This is a genomic window from Pseudoalteromonas sp. SG45-5 (genome assembly GCF_014164085.1).
In the GTDB taxonomy this organism is placed as follows: Bacteria; Pseudomonadota; Gammaproteobacteria; order Enterobacterales; family Alteromonadaceae; genus Pseudoalteromonas; species Pseudoalteromonas aliena.
Genome location: NZ_JACJEM010000020.1, coordinates 25,098 through 47,195, shown reverse-complemented (window position 1 = coordinate 47,195; position 22,098 = coordinate 25,098). Strand labels below are relative to the sequence as shown.

Below are 22,098 nucleotides of genomic sequence, written 5' to 3'. Positions count from 1 at the left end.
TAACCTTTATGGCGTTCTAATTGTTAGGGTGTTAAAACTGGCGAAATTATACTTAATCCTGCCAGTTTTGCAACTTGAGTAGACGGTTTGTAACACAAAATAGCTACAAATGTCTCTTTTCAGACATGTAATAAATTAATGGTGGATATTGTCGTGATTGATACGGTTTAAAATGCCGTCTAACTCATCTAAATTTGTATATGAAATAACCAGTTTACCTTTGCCTTTTTTGTTGTAGTTAATTTCTACTTTGGCACCAAGGTTTTCAGCGAGTTGTTGCTCTAACTGCTTAACATCTGGATCTTTTTCAATGACTTCTTTAGCTGGTATCGGCTCTAAAATTGAGCGTACTAGCTTTTCTGTTTCACGAACAGTGAGCGCTTTAGCTACGGCTAAACGAGCAGCATCGGATTGTGCTTCACCCTCAAGGGCTAATAAGCAACGCGCATGACCCATTTCGATATCACCATGCTCTAACAAAATTTTCACATCACCGTTTAAATTATTTAAGCGTAATAAATTAGTGACTGTGGTGCGTGATTTACCAACGGCATCAGCTACTTGCTGATGTGTTAATTCAAATTCATTAAGTAAGCGATTTAACGCAACGGCTTCTTCCATTGCATTTAAGTCTTCACGCTGAATATTTTCTATCAGTGCAATAGCAACGGCTGCTTCATCAGGTACATCTTTAATAATACAAGGTACCGTTTCAAGCTTTGCTATTTGCGCTGCGCGCCAACGACGCTCACCCGCTATGATTTCAAAACTATTGTGGGCAACAGGGCGTACAACTATTGGTTGAATTATCCCTTGTGAGCGAATAGAACTAGCAAGCTCTTCTAACGCTTCTTCAGACATGTCTTTACGAGGTTGATATTTACCTGAGTGTAAAAACTCAATAGGGAGTTTTTGTAATTCACTGTTATTAGGTCCAGCTGCATTTTGCACAGCTTCGGTCACATTTGATGTGTCTTGTTCCTTGCTTTCGATTGGTGCAGGCTTTGACGAACTTAAAAGTGCGTCGAGTCCTCGGCCTAAACCTCGTTTTTTAGCAGACATGTTATTTTTTACCTCAATGTTAGGCGACAACGGACGCTGTTTTTTCTTTTCTGCGCAGCATTTCACCAGCAAGTGCTAAATAGGCTTTAGCGCCACTTGATGCCCGGTCATAATACATAGCAGGAGTACCAAAACTTGGGGCTTCCGCTAAGCGAACATTACGTGGGATCACCGTGCGATATACTTTATCGCCAAAATGTTGTTTTAATTGTTCTGATACATCATTTGCTAAACGATTACGTGGGTCGTACATAGTACGAAGTATGCCTTCAATTTTTAAGCTAGGATTCACTAACTTAGCAAGTTGCGTAATCGTATCCATTAATGCTGTTAGTCCTTCGAGCGCATAATACTCACACTGCATAGGTACTAAAATAGAATCGGCTGCTGCCATGGCGTTAACCGTTAGCATATTTAGAGAAGGGGGACAGTCGATAAAAATAAATTCGTACTGATCCTGAATTTTTTCAAGCGCGTTACGCAAACGCACTTCACGAGCAAATAACTCCATAAGCTTAACTTCTGCAGCGGTTACGTCACCATTTGCAGCAATCATATGATATTCGCCCGACGTTTCTTTAATGATTACGTCTTCTATAGGTTTATCTTCAATTAGCAAATCGTAAATAGTTGGCACATCGCCATACTTATCCACGCCACTACCCATAGTCGCATTACCTTGCGGATCGAGATCAATTAACAGCACTTTACGTTTCGTTGCAGCCATAGACGCAGCGAGATTAACAGCGGTTGTAGTTTTACCCACTCCACCTTTTTGATTTGCTAATGCGATGACTTTTGCCACGGTGTCTCTGATCCCTAGTCTTTAGAAAGAATAATTAAATGTCGTTGTGCATCTAACTTAGGTACTTCTAATGCAATTTTTTGCTCAAACTTAACGCCAGCGGGTAATGACTCTAGCTCTTCGCTAGGGAATACCCCCTTGAGGGCTATAAATTTACCCGAATGATCAATTAAGTGCGAACACCAGTCAACCATATCTTGTAATGAAGCAAATGCACGACTGAGTACGCCATCTAATTTAACACTTGGTTGATATTCTTCAACTCTTGACTGCACAGGGGTGACGTTATCGAGTCCAAGTTCATGTTTAACATGCATTAAAAATCGTACACGTTTGCCCAAGCTATCTAATAACACAAAATGTGTATCCGGCAATGCAATCGCTAATACGATACCCGGTAAACCAGGTCCTGTTCCAACATCAATATAATGATGACCGGGTAAATGAGGCGCAACAACTAAGCTATCCATAATATGCTTAATCATCATTTCTTCTGGTAAGCGTACTGAGGTTAAATTATAAGCTTTGTTCCACTTATTCAGTAACTCGACGTAACGAACTAGCTGTTGCTGTTGTTTTTCTGTTAGCGCAATATCAGTTTGCGCTAACAATGTAGTTAATTGTTGCTGTAACACTATGTACCCTTACTGTTACGCAGATTTGCGTAATAAGCCTTGCTTCTTCAGATACACTAATAATAGCGAAATCGCCGCTGGGGTGATACCAGAAATACGCGATGCTTGACCAATAGTGTCAGGACGCGACTCAACAAGCTTTGCAACTACCTCATTTGATAAACCAGATACGGTTTTATAATCAAACTCTTTTGGTAAAATTGTTTGCTCATGACGAAGTTGTTTATTGATCTCATCTTGTTGACGCGCAATGTAACCGGCGTACTTAGTGTGGATCTCAACTTGTTCAAGTGCGGCTTTGTTTGTAAATTCAGATCCTAATCCATCAATAGCCATAAGATCGTTATAGCGGATCTCAGGACGGCGAAGTAATTCTTCTAAACTAGCTTCACGAGTAAGCGGTGTTTTTAGTAATGCATTAACTTGATCAATAACATTATGATCTTTGTGGATCCATGTATCTTTAATACGCTGTTTCTCTTTTTCGATCACTTCTATTTTTTCATTAAAAGCCTGCCAGCGTTCGTCATTAACAAGTCCTAGCTCACGGCCTTTTTCAGTTAAACGAATATCAGCGTTATCTTCACGAAGTAATAAACGGTATTCGGCACGGCTTGTAAACATACGGTACGGTTCTTTCGTACCAAGTGTTGCCAAATCGTCGATTAAAACACCTACGTAAGCTTCATCACGGCGTGGAGTCCAAGAATCTTTACCTTGCACTTTTAGCGCCGCATTCATACCTGCAATTAAACCTTGTGCACCGGCTTCTTCATAACCGGTAGTACCGTTAATTTGACCCGCAAAAAATAAGCCTTCAATAAATTTAGTTTCTAAAGACTGTTTTAAATCACGAGGATCAAAGTAATCGTATTCAATAGCGTAACCAGGACGACAAATATGTGCGTTTTCAAAACCTGTAATTGATTGCACTATTTCTAATTGCACGTCAAACGGTAAACTTGTTGAAATACCGTTAGGGTATAGCTCATAAGAGGTTAAGCCTTCTGGCTCAACAAAAATTTGATGTTTGTCTTTATCTGCAAAACGAACAATTTTATCTTCAATTGATGGGCAGTAGCGTGGGCCAATCCCTTCAATAACACCTGAGTACATTGGTGAACGATGTAAATTTTTACGAATTACATCATGTGTTTTTTCGTTTGTGTAAGTGATGTAACACGGTATTTGTTGTGGGTGATCTGATTGTTTACCCATAAATGAAAATACAGGTGTTGGTGTATCACCAGGCTGTGCTTCCATTTTTGTAAAATCAACAGTACGGGCATCAATACGCGGCGGTGTACCTGTTTTTAAACGATCCACTCTAAAAGGATGCTCGCGTAAACGTTCAGCCAATGCAATTGATGGAGGATCGCCAGCACGGCCACCTTTGTAATTTTCTAAACCTATGTGTATTTGGCCACCTAAAAAAGTACCTACGGTTAGCACCACACTCGGTGCACTAAAACGTAAACCCATTTGAGTTACTACGCCAGTGACACGATCGTTTTCAACAATAAGATCATCACACGATTGTTGAAAAATTTTAAGGTTATCTTGGTTTTGTAATGTTGTTTGAATTGCCGCTTTGTACAAAGCGCGATCTGCTTGTGCTCGAGTTGCACGAACAGCAGGTCCTTTTGAAGAATTCAGTGTACGAAATTGGATCCCGCCTTTGTCAATAGCTTGTGCCATTGCACCACCAAGCGCGTCAATTTCTTTTACCAAATGACCTTTGCCTATCCCACCAATTGCTGGATTACAAGACATTTGACCAAGGGTATCCATATTGTGAGTCAGTAGCAGGGTATTCATCCCCATTCGGGCAGCTGCTAATGCGGCTTCAGTGCCAGCATGTCCACCACCTACTACGATAACGTCAAAATTTTCGTGAAAAATCATTAATGGGATCCTACTTAAATCAAACCGGTAAACTTCAAAAGGGAGCGTATTCTACCTAGAAATTAGCAGAAGATAAATGATTAAACAGTGGCCAAGATCTAAGTATGTGATCTCTAATAATATAAAGGATCTTTTAAAGAGATCTTTAATTACTATTACTATTACTGATCGGCTTTTCTGTTGATAAGGTTTAGATCTTCATTTAAAACATGAAATTAGATCGGATCTAAAGGTGTTAATATGATCGGATCATCCAGCAAATAAGCTCTGATCAAAAAGGCACTTTATGCACAGGGCTGAATCAGTTAGATCTTATCCAATGGATAAGCATGCTTTAAGAAGCAGTTTATTCAATCTTTATCCACAAAATCTATTAAATTATTAGTAAATTGTGGGTAACTTTATATATAACATTTTACTTGATCTATCTATTTTAAGCCTGTTTGAGCTACCCAAGAGTCTATCCATGCTAATGCAGTATCTTCTGGTAGTGGTTCATCAAGAATATTAAGCTCTAAACGCTCTGCTACTTTCATAGCCCCTTTTTGAGTTAATAATGCATCTATATTACGTCCAGCAAGGTTATAAGTGTCATAACTGGTGTCGCCCAAAGCGATTACTGAATATTTTAAATGAGATAAATCATTTGCTTGTGTCAGATCTTCCACAAAACTAATAAGGTTTTCAGGGTAATCACCCGCACCATAAGTTGATGTACAGATTAGCCAAATAGTATTTTGCTGATCAATATTATTAAACTCAGGTTGATCATGCAGTTGACTCGTAATACCTCGATTATTAAGTTCATCGTTTAATTGCTCTGCAACATACTCGGCTGATCCCATTTGGCTGCCAACAATAAGATTTACTGAACTCATGAATATTAGTGATCACATTAGTTTTAATTGTTGCCTATGATAACCGAGTGAGTATAACAGTAAAGTTAAGAGTGTTATTTTGTATAACTATTTTTGTAGTAATTTTACACTGCTTTTTTAGAGAGCCTTTAACTTATTGATAATTAATAGATTAACAAATTATCTTTAAATGTAATCTTCTTATCAAGTTGTTGATAAGGTTGGGGGAAGCTATGTTTAAAGTGATTTTTAGGTTGTTTTATATTCGCTAAGCTATTGATATTACTTATTAGTCAAAAACTGAATTGCAAATTTTTCGATCGAAAATACATGTTGATCATAATGTGGATATAAAGCCTGTTGATAACCTCAAATACAGATCAAAAATAATTTTAAAAAATGATCTAATAAAGCAGATCTAATGAAATTAATAAAAAATAAGCTTATAAACAGGTAAGTTTTAATTGATCGCGAGGTTTTTGCGGCTGATTTACCTCGTTTTGGTATTTATTTGAGCAAAAAAGCTGGCTTTGTGGATAAGTGATCTGGATATTTTTAATTTAATGTAGGTTTAGAGCCGTTATTTAAAAATATTTAGTTGGTGAATTAGTAGATCAAAGGTTTAGTGGGCTTAACTGTTGAGTTGTTTTATTTAAATAATGGTAGTGATCATCAAATCATATAGTGTCAAAAGTAAGCTTTTTACACTATTAACCTGTGTTTTTTAGCTTTTTAATTGAGTAAAAAACATCATTTTTATGAGTTTGAGGTATGTTACAGAGTGTTTTGGCTAACTAAAATCAGTATAAAAAGGCAATTTATAACTATCTTTTGCATGAAGCATAACGCTTTAAAAGCGTGTTCTGGTTTGAAAAGTGTATCAGTTATGTATTAATAATAGATGTAAGTTGCGCTAATAATGCCTCCAAAGTGTACTCCTTGTTGTTTAACCTACGTAATCTGACCTCTCTTAGCATGTAATAAAGGTGACTTTGAATATGATTTTATTGGCAGTAATTCTCAGTTATTAGACCTATAAATAGCATATTTTAGAGCAGTATTTTTTATATAAAAAAGAGCACCTGAGTGCTCTTTATAATAAGAATATGTTTGTAATAAGGTGTTTATTTACCGATACAAAACGAGCTAAATATTTTGCCAAGTAAGTCGTCTGAAGTAAATTCACCTGTAATTTCGTTTAAATACTGCTGTGTTAAACGAAGTTCTTCAGCCAGTATTTCACCGGCAATGTGCATTTCTAATTGCGTTTTACCTGTATCTAAATGATACGCAGCACTTTCTAGTGCATCCAAATGACGGCGGCGCGCCATAAAGCCACCTTCAGTTGCGCCCTGAAAACCTATACAGGCCTTTAAATGCTCGCGAACGAGTTCAATGCCGTCGGCATTTTTGGCACTTAAGCTGATGACCGGGTATTGTTGCTCTTGCTCCATACCGACTATATCGCCCGACAAATCAGCTTTATTTCTGATGACCGTAACGCCCATACCTTCTGGTAATTTTGCCATAAATTCAGGCCAAATTTTGTGCGGGTCAGTATCTATCGTATCTGTGCCATCAAGCATAAATAAAACCCGATCTGCTTGGTTTATTTCATCCCAAGCACGTTCAATACCTATTTGCTCTACGCGATCGGGGCTTTCGCGTAGGCCTGCGGTATCTATAATATGCAGTGGCATACCATCTATATGTATATGCTCTCGTAGTACGTCGCGAGTGGTACCGGCTATTTCTGTTACGATTGCGGCTTCACGACCAGCTAGGGCATTGAGTAGGCTTGATTTACCCGCATTAGGGCGACCTGCAATTACAACACGCATACCTTCGCGCATGATGCTGCCTTGTTTAGCTTGATTGGTTACGGTATTGAGCTGATTTATAATGGCATCTAAATCACCAGATACTTTACCGTCAGATAAAAAATCAATTTCTTCATCAGGAAAATCAATTGCCGCTTCTACGTACATACGTAAGTGAATTACTTTTTCAACGAGTGTTTCTATGTGCTTAGAAAATTCACCTTGCAGCGACTGTAGGGCGCTTTTAGCGGCTTGTTCGCTGGTGGCATTAATTAAGTCGGCGATGGCTTCTGCTTGTGTTAAATCAAGCTTGTCGTTCATAAATGCACGCTCAGAAAACTCACCTGGCTTTGCTAAACGAACGCCGTCTATTTTACTAATTTCTTTAAGTAACATATCCAGTACTACAGGACCGCCGTGGCCTTGTAATTCAAGTACGTCTTCGCCAGTAAATGAGTTAGGGCCTGCAAAGTAAATGGCAATACCTTGATCAAGCTGTTCGCCAGTAAGGCTTTTAAATGGCACATAATCGGCGTAGCGAACTTTAGGTATTTTACCTACCACTTTTTCGGCAACACTTTTAGCAAGGCTACCTGAAACGCGAATAATACCAACACCACCACGTCCGGGGGCAGTTGCTTGTGCTGCAATTGTATCTTGATTGATCATGCTATTAATTTGCCAACGATGAGTAACTTTATGGCGGTATTGTAACCTATGAAATAAACACTCGCGAATACTCTGGTGAAAAACAGGCAATAAAAAAGGCGACCGAAGTCGCCTTTATATGAGTAATATACCCAAACCATCTTTATGTGGCTTGGGTATAGGCAATTAGCCTCTTACTTTAATTCCTTTCTTTTCCATGCCACGGTAGATGATTAGCATCTGGACAATAGAAATAAGGTTAGACACTAACCAGTAAAGAACCAAACCCGATGGGAACCATAAGAAAAATACAGAGAAGATAACCGGCATAAAGGTCATCATTTTTTGCTGCATTGGATCTGTCACCGTCATAGGTTGTAGTTTTTGCGTCACAAACATACTCAAACCAAATAAGATTGGTAGTACGTAGTATGGGTCTTTCGCAGAAAGGTCAGTTAACCAAAAAATAAATTCAGCATGGCGAAGTTCAGTAGACTCTAAGAATACGTAGAACAAGGCTAAGAAAATTGGCATTTGTAGCAAAATAGGGAAACAGCCACCCATAGGGTTCACTTTTTCTTTTTTGTACATTTCCATAGTTGCTTGGCCGAATTTTTGACGGTCATCACCAAACTTTTCTTTAAGGGCTGCCATTTTAGGCTGTAGGGCACGCATTTTTGCCATTGAAGTGTATTGCGCTTTGGTAAGTGGGTACATTAACGATTTAACGATAATAGTGATGGCAATAATGGCTACACCCCAGTTACCTAAAATGCTGTGTAACCATTTTAGCAATACAAATAAAGGCTGCGAAATAAACCATAACCAACCGTAGTCTACAGTTAAATCTAGGTCTGGGTGAATCGCTTCAAGAATATCTGATTCTTTCGGACCCATATAATAAATAGCAGTTAGTGTTTGCTCACTACCAGCTTGAATATTTACAGCTTCATCTTTAGCACCAATAATAGCGGCATTACTTTTTGTAATTAAGCTATAAATTGTATTTGATTGATCCTGCATTGGCACCCAAGCACTTACAAAGTAATGTTGTATAAAGGCAACATAACCACCTTGGGTGTTTTTGTTTAGGTTTTTATCAGCCATATCTGAAAAACTATATTTTTCGTAAGGTTCTTCATCAGTACCGTATGCAGCGCCTAAATAGTTTTGATCAACCATGCTGCCTTTTTCTTGTACTGTGCGCTTAATTTGCGTGTATAGCTGTACTTGAAGCGGTGCGCTGGTGGTGTTGTTAATTTTATATTCTAGACCAACATCGTATTGACCTTTTTTGAATACATACGTTTTAGTAAAGTTAACACCATTACTATCAGTAAACTGAAGTGGAACACGAAGCTCATCACCTGTTAAGGTATATGATTTTTGTTCGGTACTGTAAGTAGGGCGACCATTCGCTGATGCGTCAGGGCCATTTAAACCAATTAAGCCACTTTGTGAAAAGTATTGATTACCATCAAACTCACCAAGCAACATATAAGGCGTGTTACTTCCTTTGGTGTCTTCGTATTGAAGAAGGTCTGTTTCAACAATGTCACCGCCTTTGGTGTCAATTTTAACTTTAAAAACGTCAGTTGTAATTTCAATAACTGAACGTTTAGCTAAAGTTGCTGAAGTAGGTAATTCTGAATCTGATGATGAAGGAATATAATCATCTGACTCTGGTGAATTTGCTTTTAGTGTTTGTGTTGTGGCACTTGGATCGACTTTAGGCTTGTTGTAATCATTGTCCCATTCTTGGAACAATAAAAACGACACTAGCATTAGGCCAATTAATAAAAACGTGCGTTGCGATTCCATAACAGCTCTTATTTCTCGTGTTGGTGGTTAATATATTTTTCAGGGACGGGGTCATCTCCGCCTGAATGTAAAGGATGGCATTTTAATATGCGCTTTAAAGCTAACCAACTCCCTTTTACCGATCCATGCAATTTAATTGCTTGAATAGCGTAACTAGAACAGGTTGGATTAAAACGACAATGCGGACCTAACAGCGGGCTAATCCACTTTTGATAACCGCGGATAAATAACACTAAACAAAAAGTTGGTAAAGCAACAAGTGGTTTAAGTAACCTCATGATGTTTATGCCCCTACTTAAGTTTAGTGAGATAGATATCATGTATTTAAAGACTCAATTAGAAATTTTAAATGCATGATTAAAAGGTGAGCTAAAGATACATTAATTAACCCTGCAATTCTATTGCAATTAGGCTTGTTTATTAGATTTAGCTGATTTGTTAGGGCGTTTCTTAAAAGGTGGCGGTTTAGGTGCACCTGGTTTACAGCGTTCGTTAATTTTTCGCCATAATTTAGTAAGTTGCTTGGTTAATTCTTCATTAGACTGATCGTCAATACCATTTTTGACCATAAGCACAATATCAATATTATCGATGCTGTGTTGATTTAAACGAAAACTTTCGCGAGCGAGACGTTTAATACGGTTTCGTTGGCATGCCTTTTTTACACGTTTTTTAGCAACAGTAAGACCTAACCTAGGTTTATCTTGGTCATTTGGTTTAGCTAATAGAGTAAAGAAAGGGGTTGCAGCCCGAGCGGGTTCATTAAATATGCGAGAGTAATGCGAGGGAGTTAACAGACGTAACTCCCTGCCAAAGCTAAAGTCTTCCACTTATAAATTAAGCAGAAAGAACTTTGCGGCCTTTAGCGCGGCGACGTGCTAATACTTTACGGCCATTTACAGTTGCCATGCGAGCACGGAAGCCGTGTGCACGTTTGCGTTTTAAAACGCTAGGTTGAAAAGTTCTTTTCATAACAATCTCATCCGATCGGTTAAAGTTAAAACATCCTATACAGGTCGCGATCCTGGCATAGGTGCCATTGCGAGCGCGAGATATTATAGATGAAGTGACTTAAAGTCAATCATAATTACACTCTATACTAAGTGTTAGTTACTCTATTAATGGTGATCGAAAATTATGATCAACTAGGATCATCATAAATAAGAAGTTTTCCACAGCCCCTGTATAGAAAGTGAATAAAAGCGGGGGAAAAGTAAAGTGGATCGTAAAATTTGTTCGCGATCTTAGTGTTATTTTGTTATGATCTATCTTCTAGCTTTTAAATAAAAGCTCATTAAAATCAGTCTGTTAATGTTTTTATACAGCGATATCAACAATTTTATAAAAATCAATCTTTTACTTGTGGATAAAGTGCCTTCATAATACGCGGCCTTAGGCCACTTATTTGGCTATTTTAACGCAATAAATGCATGATTTTTAATCATTAATGATGTGCGGGAATAAAAATTATATCTCTGGGAGTTTAACTGTGTATCTGTCGGTTTGGCAAAGTTGTTTATATGTATTGCAAGATGAATTGCCTTCGCAGCAGTTCAGTATGTGGGTAAGACCACTTCAAGCAGAAAGTACCGAAGATACCTTGACGATTTATGCACCTAATCGCTTTGTGCTTGATTGGGTGAGAGAAAAGTACCTAAATAGAATTAACGAATTATTGGTTGAGATCTGTGGCGTTGAAGCACCAGAGCTGCGTTTTGATGTGGGAAGTAAACCTTTATTGAATGCGCAGGCTGCACCTGTTGTAGAAACTCAACTAGCGCCAAGTGCGCAGGCTTCAACAAAGCAACAGCCTCGAGAGCAAAAGCCGGTGGTTGAGCCTGCACCTAAGTCTGGTTATAAATCTAATATTAAAGAAAACTACACATTTGATAGTTTTGTTGAAGGTAAATCAAACCAATTAGCAAAAGCTGCGGCCACGCAAGTTGCAGATAATCCTGGTTCTGCTTTTAACCCTGTATTTATATACGGTGGTACTGGTTTAGGTAAAACTCACTTATTGCATGCTGTAGGTAATGGCATAATGGCTAATAAGCCGGATGCTAAAATTGTTTATATGCATTCAGAGCGCTTTGTTCAAGATATGGTAAAAGCGCTACAAAATAATGCGATTGAAGAGTTTAAGCGCTATTATCGAAGTGTTGATGCATTAATGATTGATGATATTCAATTTTTTGCTAACAAAGAACGCTCTCAAGAAGAGTTCTTTCATACCTTTAATGCCTTACTTGAAGGCAACCAGCAAATTATCTTAACCTCTGACCGTTATCCTAAAGAAATTGAAGGCGTTGAAGATCGTCTTAAATCACGTTTTGGTTGGGGGTTAACTATCGCGATTGAGCCACCAGAGCTCGAAACGCGAGTTGCTATTTTGATGAAAAAAGCCCAGCAGAGTAAGATAAACTTACCTCACGAAGTTGCTTTTTTTATCGCTAAGAAATTACGTTCAAATGTACGCGAATTAGAAGGCGCGCTTAACCGTGTAATTGCTAACGCTAACTTTACAGGTCGTCCAATTTCTATCGATTTTGTAAAAGAAGCGCTGCGTGATTTGCTTGCCTTGCAAGATAAACTGGTTACCATAGATAACATTCAACGTACGGTCGCTGAATACTATCGAATTCGTATATCAGACCTGTTGTCTAAGCGTCGCAGTCGCTCTATAGCGAGACCACGACAAGTTGCTATGGCACTGTCTAAAGAATTAACTAATCACAGTTTACCTGAGATTGGTGATGCATTTGGTGGACGCGATCATACGACCGTATTGCACGCTTGTCGTAAGATTAAATCGCTACGTGACGAAAGCCACGAAATTAAAGAAGATTACCAAAATTTAATAAGAACATTGTCATCTTAGGGCTGACTTTATTATGCAAATAACAATATCAAGACAACAATTTTTAAAGCCATTGGTACAAGTGTCTGGCGCCATAGAGCGTAAACACACGCTACCAATTTTATCTAACGTTTTGTTAGTAGTAGAAAACGGACAGCTTTCAATGACAGGGACTGACCTTGAAATTGAACTCGTTTCGGGCGTATTTGTAGGTGATGAGATTGCTGATACAAAACTAACGTTACCCGCTAAAAAGTTACTCGATATTTGTAAAAGTCTACCTGATGGTTCAGACATTACTTTGAGCTTGCAAGAGCATCAATTACTTTTGACTAGTGGTAAAAGTCGCTTTTCATTAACGACTTTATCGGCTGATGATTTTCCAAATTTAGAGCAGTGGGACGGAGAGGTTGAATTTCAACTAACTCGTTTAGAACTTCGTAAGTTACTCGAAAGCACGCATTTTTCGATGGCGAATCAAGATGTACGTTATTACTTAAATGGTATGTCGTTTGAAGTAGATAATACTGATATAAAAACAGTGGCCACTGACGGGCATCGTTTGGCTATAGCGCAAAAACAATTAACGCAATCGCTTAACACTCAGCGACAACTCATTATCCCTCGTAAAGGGGTGCAAGAAATTATGCGTCTAATGGTTGCTGATGACGAGTTAGTAACAATTCAGTTTGGCGCTAATCATATTCGCATTATTGACCTTGAATTTATATTTACTAGTAAATTGGTTGATGGACGTTTTCCTGACTATCGTCGTGTATTACCGCGCGGTGGCGACAAAGTAATTACGGCTAATCGTGAATGGCTGCGAAATGCTTTTCAGCGCGTATCTATTCTATCGAACGAAAAGTTTAGGGGTGTTCGTTTAAACTTATCAAATGGTTTATTAAAAATTACGGCTAACAACCCAGAACAAGAGCAAGCTGAAGAAGTTGTTGAGGTAAGTTACCAAGGCGACGATTTAGAGATAGGTTTTAACGTATCTTATGTATTAGACGTTTTAAATACATTAAAAACAGAAGATGTATTATTTACATTAGCCGATTCAAACAGCAGCGCATTAATTGAAGGTGCAGGCGATGAAGAAGCGATGTACGTTGTTATGCCTATGCGCTTATAAGACTATTAATATATAATGAGTTTAAGTCATTTGAGCCTCAAATATTTTCGTAATATTGAGGCACTGACGCTAGAACCAGTAAATGGCGTTAACATAATATATGGTGAAAATGGCAGTGGTAAAACTAGCCTTTTAGAAGCTATTTATTACCTTTCTCACGGCAAGTCTTTTCGTACTCCAAAACACAAAAGTATTATTGCGCACCAGCAAGAACAGTTTGTTATTCATGGTCGTAAAACAATACATGATTTATCTATTCCTATTGGTATAAGTAAAACCCAAACAGGCGAAACGAATTTAAAAATTCAGGGTAAGGCAAGTCGTAAAATATCAGAGCTCGCTCAGCTCATGCCAGTTCAAATAATTACACCAGAGAGTTATTCTTTATTTTTTGGTGGACCTAAAGAGCGTAGAAAGTTTTTAGATTTGGGTTTGTTCCACGTGGAACATGAGTTTTTTTACTTGTGGCAATCGTTTAATAAAGTATTAAAACAGCGTAATGCATTGCTAAAGACTAAGCCTAATAATTATTTTGACCAAATTAAGTTTTGGGACAAAGAATTTGTTAGACTGGCTGAACAAATAAATAAATTAAGAATGGCGTATATAAGTAGGTTTAAGCAGCAATTTTTTGATAAAATGTGTGCAGAATTAACGCTTATACGCGATTTAGAAATGAGCTTTAATGCAGGCTGGAAAGAGAATGAATCTCTTGCAGATGCATTAGAGCAAAACTTTGAGCGAGATGCTCGCCAAGGGTTTACAAGTAAAGGGCCGCATAAGGCCGATTTTAGTTTTAGTGTCGCTGGCAGTAGTGTAGAGAATACTTTTTCGCGCGGTCAATTGAAGCTATTACTGTATGCGTTAAAAGTAACGCAAAATAGCTTAATTGAGTCAGAGACAGATAAGCAATCAATATTGCTAATAGATGATCTACCTTCAGAGTTAGGCGAAGATACAAAAGAGAAAGTCGGACAGTTATTGTCTCACTGCAGTTCTCAAATTTTTATCTCTTCAATTTTGTCTGAAAGTATTTCTGCTGTGGTGGAACCCATGCAACGAGAACTACAAATGTTCCACGTGAAACATGGCAACCTAATAACAAGATAAGTGGGATTAACCATGTCTGAGAATTATGACTCGTCGAGTATTAAAGTACTTAAAGGATTAGACGCAGTAAGAAAGCGTCCTGGAATGTATATAGGGGACACCGATGATGGCACAGGCTTACACCACATGGTGTTTGAAGTAGTCGATAACTCTATCGATGAAGCCTTAGCTGGTCATTGTGATGATATTTATGTAACGATTCACTTAGACGGTTCTGTCTCAGTTCGAGATAACGGTCGTGGTATCCCAACTTCTATCCATGAAGAAGAAGGCGTATCTGCAGCCGAAGTTATTATGACGGTACTTCATGCCGGTGGTAAGTTTGATGATAACTCTTATAAAGTATCAGGTGGCTTACACGGTGTTGGTGTTTCTGTTGTAAATGCACTTTCAGAAAAACTAAAACTGACCGTTCGCCGTGAAGGTAAACTACACGAGCAGTTTTATACTATGGGTGTTCCAGATGCACCTTTAGCAATAATTGGTGACTCAGAAACAACTGGTACAGAATTACGTTTTTGGCCAAGCGCTGAAACATTCACAAATTTAGATTTTCATTACGACATTTTAGCTAAGCGTTTACGCGAGCTTTCATTCCTAAACTCAGGTGTGAGCATCATATTGAATGATGAGCGTGAAGAAAATAAATCTGACCACTTTAAATATGAAGGTGGTATTCAAGCTTTCGTTGAATACTTAAACCGTAATAAAACACCTATACATAAAGGTGTGTTCCATTTTACTCATGAACGTGAAGAAGATGGTATTAGCGTTGAAGTATCAATGCAGTGGAATGATGCATACCAAGAAAACATTTACTGTTTTACAAATAATATTCCACAACGTGATGGTGGTACTCATTTAGCCGGTTTTAGATCTGCGCTAACACGTACGCTTAACAACTACATGGAAAAAGAAGGCTTTAACAAAAAAGCTAAAACAACCAGTAATGCGACCGGTGATGATGCCCGCGAAGGTTTAACGGCTGTTGTTAGTGTTAAAGTTCCTGATCCTAAGTTCTCATCGCAAACAAAAGATAAGCTTGTTTCAAGCGAAGTTAAATCTGCGGTTGAGCAAGCAATGGCTGAAAAGTTCACTGAGTTTTTATTAGAAAACCCAGTAGATGCCAAAATTGTTGTTGGTAAAATCATTGATGCATCTCGTGCACGTGAAGCGGCGCGTAAAGCCCGTGAAATGACACGACGTAAAGGTGCAATGGACTTAGCAGGCTTGCCGGGTAAGCTAGCTGATTGCCAAGAAAAAGACCCAGCCCAATCTGAACTATATATAGTGGAAGGGGACTCTGCTGGCGGATCAGCCAAGCAGGGACGTAACCGTAAAAACCAAGCTATTCTTCCGCTTAAGGGTAAAATCTTAAACGTAGAAAAAGCACGTTTTGACAAGATGTTATCTTCGCAAGAAGTAGCAACGCTAATTACTGCATTAGGTTGTGGTATTGGACGTGACGAATATAACCCTGAAAAATTACGTTATCATCGTATCATTATCATGACCGATGCGGACGTGGATGGTTCTCACATTCGTACGTTACTACTAACATTCTTCTATCGTCAAATGCCTGAAATTGTAGAACGCGGCTATATTTATATTGCTCAGCCACCACTTTACAAAGTGAAAAAGGGTAAGCAAGAGCGTTATATTAAAGATGATCCAGCATTAGTTGAATACTTAACATCGCTTGCGCTTAATAATGCGGCTTTATATACAAGTGCAGATGCGTCGGCGCTTGAAGGTGAAGCACTAGAGACAATAGTTCATGATTACCAAAACACAGTTAAAGTAATCGAACGCTTAAAACGTAAATACCCAAGTACGGTAATGGAGCGTTTAATTTATCAAAGCGAACTGAAAAAAGAAGACCTTTCAGACGAAGCTAAAGTAATTGCATGGACTAAAGAGTTAATTGACGATTTAGTTACTCGTGATGAAGATGCAACTATTTTTAATGCTGCAACACAGCATGATACTGAACGTAACTTATACTATCCAGTTGTGAATATTCGCCAGCACGGTGTAGATAAGTCACATGTACTTAGTCATGACTTTATTGCATCACGTGACTATCAACGTATTGCTGCAACTGGTGCTAACATTGCAAACATCATTACTGAAGGCGCATATATTCAGCGCGGAGAGAAAACACTTCCTGTTGATAACTTTGTGGATGCTTTAGAATGGTTGATTGCTGAGTCTAAGCGTGGTTTATATATTCAACGCTATAAAGGACTAGGTGAAATGAACCCAAGCCAGCTTTGGGAAACGACAATGGACCCAGATGCACGCCGCATGTTACAAGTAACAATTGAAGATGCCGTTGGTGCTGATCAGTTATTTGCTACATTAATGGGTGACCAAGTAGAGCCACGCCGTGAGTTTATTGAAACTAACGCACTGCGCGTAGTTAACTTAGACGTGTAAAAAATAATACTTACTTCAAAAGAGGAGCCTGATGGCTCCTTTTTTATTTTCTTCAATTACACAAACTGCTTAAAACCTGAGTGTACACACGGTATACTAAAGGTAATTTTCACGCTACTTCTTAGATAGTAAAAAGCCAAATATGCAAAAATATGACGTAAAAACCTTTCAAGGTTTGATCCTGGCTTTACAGGATTATTGGGCGCAGCAAGGCTGTGTCATTATTCAACCACTTGATATGGAAGTGGGCGCCGGGACATTTCACCCGCAAACATTTTTAAAGTCTATTGGTCCAGAACCAATGTCGAGTGCTTACGTTCAACCGTGTCGTCGTCCTACAGATGGTCGCTACGGTGAAAACCCAAATCGCTTGCAACACTATTACCAATTTCAGGTGGTTTTAAAGCCATCACCAGATAACATCCAAGAGCTTTACTTAGGCTCGTTAGCGGCTATGGGTATCGATACGCTAACTCACGAAGTTCGCTTTGTAGAAGATAACTGGGAATCACCTACGTTAGGTGCGTGGGGCCTAGGTTGGGAAATTTGGTTAAACGGCATGGAAGTAACGCAGTTTACCTACTTTCAACAAGTTGGCGGTATTGAGTGTTCACCTGTAACGGGTGAAATTACTTACGGCCTAGAGCGTTTGGCAATGTACATTCAAGGCGTAGATAGTATTTACGACTTAGTATGGGCAGACGGTCCACTAGGGCGCGTAACCTACGGCGACGTGTTCCATCAAAATGAAGTAGAGCAGTCTACTTACAACTTTGAACATGCAAACGTAGAAGACTTATTTGCACAGTTTGATAAATGTGAAGCAGAGAGCCAAAAGTTAATTGAAGCAAACTTACCACTACCTGCTTACGAGCAAGTAATGAAAGCATCGCATGCATTTAACTTACTAGACGCACGCCACGCAATTTCGGTAACCGAACGCCAACGTTATATTTTACGCGTTCGTGCGTTATCAAAAGCGTGTGCACAAAGTTACTATGACAAACGCGAAGCGCTTGGTTTCCCGCTGTGTAAGGATAAGTAAGTATGTCAGCACAAAATTTATTAGTAGAAATTGGCACAGAAGAGTTGCCACCAAAAGCACTGCGTAAATTAGCAGAAGCCTTTGCTGCAAACTTAACTGCAGAGCTAGAAACACTAGAATTAGCACACCAAGGCGTAAGCTGGTATGCATCGCCTCGTCGTTTAGGTTTACAAGTAAAAGCGCTTGAAGCTAAGCAACAAGACAAAGAAGTTGAAAAGCGCGGTCCAGCCACTAAAGCTGCATTTGACGGTGACGGTAACCCAACAAAAGCAGCAATGGGTTGGGCACGTGGTTGTGGTATTGAAGTAAAAGACGCACAAACACTCGAAACTGACAAAGGCGCATGGTTATTGCACATTGCTAAAGTAGCAGGGCAAGAAACTAAAACGCTAATGACAGGTGCAATTACTAAAGCATTGGCTAAACTACCGATTCCTAAACCAATGCGTTGGGGCGCGAATAAAACACAATTTATTCGACCAGTGCATACGGTAACTATCTTGTTTGGTGATGAGCTACTTGAAGGCGAAATTCTTGGTAAGCAAATAACTAACCAGCTTCAGGGTCATCGTTTTCATCACCCAGAAAAAATTAGCATAAACCATGCGGACGACGTTTTTGACGTACTTAAATCTGCCTACGTTATTGCTGATTACGAACAACGTAAAGCGCAAATTCGTACACAAATAGAAGAAGCTGCAAAAGCAGTTAACGCTATTGTTGCTATGGATGAAGATTTACTAGAAGAAGTAACATCACTTGTAGAGTGGCCAGTTACTTTAACGGCAACATTTGAAGAAGCATTTTTAGATGTACCAGCCGAAGCGTTAATCTATACCATGAAAGACGATCAAAAATACTTCCCGTTATTAGATCAAAACGGCAAACTTTTAAATAAATTTTTGTTTGTATCTAACATAGAAAGTAAAGATCCAAGTGTGGTTATTTCTGGTAACGAAAAAGTAGTGCGCCCGCGTTTAGCCGATGCACAGTTCTTCTTTGAAACAGATAAAAAGAAAACATTAGAAAGCCGATTAGAATCGCTTGATAGCGTATTATTCCAAAAGCAACTTGGTACGCTTAAAGATAAGTCTGAGCGTATTAGTGAACTTGCGGGTTACATTGCTGAGCAATTAGGTGCTGATAAAGTGTTAGCGCAGCGTGCAGGCTTATTAAGTAAAACAGACTTAATGACTGAAATGGTAATGGAATTTACCGACGTACAAGGTGTAATGGGAATGCATTACGCTCGCCACGATGGTGAAGCCGAAGATGTAGCCGTAGCGCAAAACGAGCAATACATGCCACGCTTTGCAGGCGATAACTTACCTACAAACTTAATTAGCTGTGCAGTAGCTATTGCTGATAAGTTTGATACGCTGGTGGGTATTTTTGGTATAGGCCAGGCACCTAAAGGTGACAAAGACCCATTTGCTCTTCGTCGTGCTGCTATTGGCGCACTTCGCATTATGGTAGAAAAAGAACTACCACTTGATATTTTAGACCTAGTAGCTAAATCGCAAACATTGTTTGGCGACAAGTTAACTAACTTAAATGTATCAACTGACGTATTTGAATTTATGCTAGGGCGCTTCCGTGCTTGGTATCAAGACGAAGGTATTGAAGTAGACGTAATTCAAGCAGTGCTTGCACGTCGTCCGACTAAACCTGTTGATTTTGATCGCCGTGTTAAAGCCGTAAGCCACTTCCGTACATTAGACGCAGCAGAAGCGCTTGCAGCAGCTAATAAGCGTGTAGGTAATATTCTGGCTAAAAACGACATTACCAGCCAAGGTAGTGTTGATGAGAGCTTATTAAGCGACGACGCTGAAAAAGTATTGGCATCACAAGTAGCAAAATTTGCCACTGACCTTGCACCACTTTACGCAGATGGAAACTACCAAGAGGCATTAAGCCAATTGGCAGGTATTCGCGAAAGTGTTGATAACTTTTTTGACAACGTAATGGTTATGGCCGACGATGAAGCTGTTAAGCAAAATCGTCTTGCGCTGCTAAGCCAGTTAAGCGGATTGTTTTTAGGTATTGCAGATATTTCTGTTTTACAAAAATAACACCGATTAGCAATTTTAAAAGCCAGCGTTTTGCTGGCTTTTTAGTTTTCACTGTATGCAAAGGAAACCCCATTGATGATTTCTATGAAACGAATTTTAACCTTAGCAATTGCTGGTTTACTTACTGCCTGTACAAGCCAAATTTCGATTAACGATGTATTACCACAGCAAGAGCTTGACCGCACAATTTACTTACGTGGCGACTTTACACTGTGGGATGCAGAACCCCAGTATCAGTTTGCACCAGTTGGTCCAGCGCTTTATCAAGCACAAGTTAAATTTTCGACGCTTGGTAAAGTGTACGAATTTAAAATAGCCGATGCCGATTTTAGTGAAGGCTACAACTGTGGTTACAGCGACTCACAACCAGCAGGGCAAAGCCTAACACTGGGCCAGCCAGCTATCGCAGACTGTAATACTATTTATAACTACTTTAGTTTCACACCAGCAATAAAAGGCACGTACATAGTAAGTATTGATTACAGTGACTACGATAAGCCACAAGTGACGATAACGAAGAAGTGATTTTTAGCTATTAACAGCCCTAGTTGATTGATGGACTTGTGACAAGGACGTTGTAGTGTTTATTCAGCATTAACACCAAGGGGATTTCGTAGGTTGGGTAGAGTGAAGCGAAACCCAACATGTGTTGCGAATGAAACTATTTTGGTGGTTATTAAATACGTTGGGTTTCGTAAAACTAAACCCAACCTACGGCAGACACAAGTTTATGAGGTTGCTATAAGCGTGCAACAACATCGTGGATAAGTTTGACTTAAACTTGCCTTGATTATAATTAACAAAACTAATCTATACTCTTATTTATCTGTTTATTTTATGGATAAAAATATGCGTTATAAACGTATGTTAGAGGCGGGCGCATGTTATTTTTTTACGGTAAATTTGGAAGATAGATCTCAGCCTTTGCTTGTGGAAAATATAGAGTTATTACGTCGTGTATATTCAAAGGTGGCAAAAAAGCATCCAATAAAGACGATTGCAATCGTTATCATGCCCGATCACCTTCATGTTATTTGGCAATTACCAAAAGGCGATAATAATTACGCAATGCGTTGGCGGCTTATAAAATCAGGCTTTTCTCGAGAGCTTCCAGCAACAGAATTTTGTAATAAAAGTCGAATAGCGAAGGGAGAGCGTGGGATTTGGCAGCGTCGTTATTGGGAGCATAAAATTAGAGATGGAGAAGACTTAAATAACCATATTAATTATATCCACTACAACCCTGTGAAGCATAAATATGTTTCTGAAATCAGTAATTGGCCTTTTTCGAGTTTTCATCGATATGTCAAAGATTCAAAATTACCGAGTAACTGGGGGAGTGATAATAAGTTAAACGATATATATGATGAGTGAAATTATTTCGATTATTATAAGATATGTTGGGTTTCGTAAAACTCAACCCAACCTACATCAGTTTATAAACCTTTCTTCACCACATACCTATACGGTGCTTCTTCTGCATCTTTAGCCACCAGCGTGTGATCCATAAACGTACAAAAACTCGGAATGTCGCGAGTGGTTGATGGGTCATCAGCAGTTATTAATAACGTTTCACCATCACTCATTTTTCGAATAGCAGCACGTACCATCATTACAGGTTCTGGGCAGCGAAGGCCGATAGCATCTAATTGGTGATCGGGGTTATCAAAGCTCATAATAAATTGGCCTGTTTAAATAAAGTGGTTGCTGTTTACGCGAGTGCTTAAGTATAGCAATTAATAAGTTTGGCAGTTTAACGCAATTTTATGTGTAATTTAACTATTTTACTTAGATCTAGATCAGCATTTTATTTAATAATACGCCCGATCACATAATTACGCTGTTACATGCTTGTTTGATAAGGGGTCGTTTTCAGCTAATTGA

19 protein-coding genes are annotated in these 22,098 nt (G+C 38.8%); 8 read left to right on the top strand and 11 right to left on the bottom strand.

The features are described from left to right. Nucleotides 1–135: 135 nt before the first annotated feature. The 10 genes from H5119_RS08485 to rpmH all read right to left on the bottom strand — a co-directional run bounded on the left by H5119_RS08485 (nt 136) and on the right by rpmH (nt 10,525). Nucleotides 136–1,062, bottom strand: coding sequence for a ParB/RepB/Spo0J family partition protein (locus tag H5119_RS08485; RefSeq protein WP_182701908.1), 927 nt, complete (start codon nt 1,060–1,062; stop codon nt 136–138). Between the two features lie 19 nt (nt 1,063–1,081). Beyond that, entirely contained in the window at nt 1,082–1,867 is a 786-nt protein-coding gene (locus tag H5119_RS08480; RefSeq protein WP_077536542.1) for a ParA family protein, read from the bottom strand. Nucleotides 1,868–1,881: 14 nt separating this feature from the next. Next, entirely contained in the window at nt 1,882–2,502 is a 621-nt protein-coding gene (gene rsmG / locus H5119_RS08475; RefSeq protein ID WP_077536541.1) for a 16S rRNA (guanine(527)-N(7))-methyltransferase RsmG, read from the bottom strand. Nucleotides 2,503–2,517: 15 nt separating this feature from the next. Next, nucleotides 2,518–4,407, bottom strand: coding sequence for a tRNA uridine-5-carboxymethylaminomethyl(34) synthesis enzyme MnmG (mnmG, locus tag H5119_RS08470; RefSeq protein ID WP_077536540.1), 1,890 nt, complete (start codon nt 4,405–4,407; stop codon nt 2,518–2,520). 428 nt (nt 4,408–4,835) lie between these two features. Next, complete coding sequence (mioC, locus tag H5119_RS08465; RefSeq protein WP_182701907.1) at nt 4,836–5,285, bottom strand: FMN-binding protein MioC; 450 nt, start codon at nt 5,283–5,285, stop codon at nt 4,836–4,838. 1,103 nt (nt 5,286–6,388) lie between these two features. Next, the gene (gene mnmE, locus H5119_RS08460; protein ID WP_077538909.1) at nt 6,389–7,753 is read right to left on the bottom strand and encodes a tRNA uridine-5-carboxymethylaminomethyl(34) synthesis GTPase MnmE; all 1,365 of its coding nucleotides are present in this window, start codon (nt 7,751–7,753) and stop codon (nt 6,389–6,391) included. 165 nt (nt 7,754–7,918) lie between these two features. Next, the gene (gene yidC / locus H5119_RS08455) at nt 7,919–9,553 is read right to left on the bottom strand and encodes a membrane protein insertase YidC (RefSeq protein WP_182701906.1); all 1,635 of its coding nucleotides are present in this window, start codon (nt 9,551–9,553) and stop codon (nt 7,919–7,921) included. An 8-nt stretch (nt 9,554–9,561) separates the two neighbouring features. Continuing rightward, a complete protein-coding gene (gene yidD, locus H5119_RS08450; RefSeq protein WP_077536537.1) occupies nt 9,562–9,831 on the bottom strand; it encodes a membrane protein insertion efficiency factor YidD in 270 nt (89 codons plus the stop codon). A gap of 129 nt (nt 9,832–9,960) precedes the next feature. Next, nucleotides 9,961–10,383 (bottom strand): ribonuclease P protein component, encoded by a 423-nt coding sequence (gene rnpA, locus H5119_RS08445; RefSeq protein ID WP_077536536.1) that lies wholly within the window; start codon nt 10,381–10,383, stop codon nt 9,961–9,963. A 7-nt stretch (nt 10,384–10,390) separates the two neighbouring features. After that, nucleotides 10,391–10,525, bottom strand: a complete 135-nt coding sequence (rpmH, locus tag H5119_RS08440) for a 50S ribosomal protein L34 (RefSeq protein WP_004335215.1) — start codon at nt 10,523–10,525, stop codon at nt 10,391–10,393. A 517-nt stretch (nt 10,526–11,042) separates the two neighbouring features. Between rpmH and dnaA the strand changes: the two genes are divergently transcribed. The 8 genes from dnaA (at nt 11,043) to H5119_RS08400 (ending at nt 21,588) form a co-directional block, all read left to right on the top strand. Beyond that, nucleotides 11,043–12,431: a chromosomal replication initiator protein DnaA gene (dnaA, locus tag H5119_RS08435; protein WP_077536535.1), complete on the top strand. Its 1,389-nt coding sequence runs from the start codon at nt 11,043–11,045 to the stop codon at nt 12,429–12,431. Nucleotides 12,432–12,444: 13 nt separating this feature from the next. Then, nucleotides 12,445–13,548: a DNA polymerase III subunit beta gene (gene dnaN, locus H5119_RS08430; RefSeq protein ID WP_182701905.1), complete on the top strand. Its 1,104-nt coding sequence runs from the start codon at nt 12,445–12,447 to the stop codon at nt 13,546–13,548. A 15-nt stretch (nt 13,549–13,563) separates the two neighbouring features. Then, nucleotides 13,564–14,658: a DNA replication/repair protein RecF gene (recF, locus tag H5119_RS08425; protein ID WP_182701904.1), complete on the top strand. Its 1,095-nt coding sequence runs from the start codon at nt 13,564–13,566 to the stop codon at nt 14,656–14,658. 12 nt (nt 14,659–14,670) lie between these two features. Continuing rightward, complete coding sequence (gene gyrB / locus H5119_RS08420) at nt 14,671–17,097, top strand: DNA topoisomerase (ATP-hydrolyzing) subunit B (RefSeq protein ID WP_182701903.1); 2,427 nt, start codon at nt 14,671–14,673, stop codon at nt 17,095–17,097. Between the two features lie 142 nt (nt 17,098–17,239). Continuing rightward, nucleotides 17,240–18,142 (top strand): glycine--tRNA ligase subunit alpha, encoded by a 903-nt coding sequence (glyQ, locus tag H5119_RS08415; protein WP_007377648.1) that lies wholly within the window; start codon nt 17,240–17,242, stop codon nt 18,140–18,142. A 2-nt stretch (nt 18,143–18,144) separates the two neighbouring features. Then, nucleotides 18,145–20,214 carry a glycine--tRNA ligase subunit beta gene (gene glyS, locus H5119_RS08410; protein ID WP_182701902.1) on the top strand — a complete coding sequence of 690 codons (2,070 nt, stop codon included), beginning with the start codon at nt 18,145–18,147 and terminating at the stop codon, nt 20,212–20,214. 75 nt (nt 20,215–20,289) lie between these two features. Beyond that, complete coding sequence (locus H5119_RS08405; protein WP_182701901.1) at nt 20,290–20,739, top strand: hypothetical protein; 450 nt, start codon at nt 20,290–20,292, stop codon at nt 20,737–20,739. A 324-nt stretch (nt 20,740–21,063) separates the two neighbouring features. Beyond that, nucleotides 21,064–21,588 carry an REP-associated tyrosine transposase gene (locus H5119_RS08400; RefSeq protein WP_182701900.1) on the top strand — a complete coding sequence of 175 codons (525 nt, stop codon included), beginning with the start codon at nt 21,064–21,066 and terminating at the stop codon, nt 21,586–21,588. 62 nt (nt 21,589–21,650) lie between these two features. Here H5119_RS08400 and tusA read toward each other — a convergent pair whose 3' ends face one another. Next, the gene (gene tusA, locus H5119_RS08395; RefSeq protein ID WP_007377644.1) at nt 21,651–21,890 is read right to left on the bottom strand and encodes a sulfurtransferase TusA; all 240 of its coding nucleotides are present in this window, start codon (nt 21,888–21,890) and stop codon (nt 21,651–21,653) included. Nucleotides 21,891–22,098: the final 208 nt, after the last annotated feature.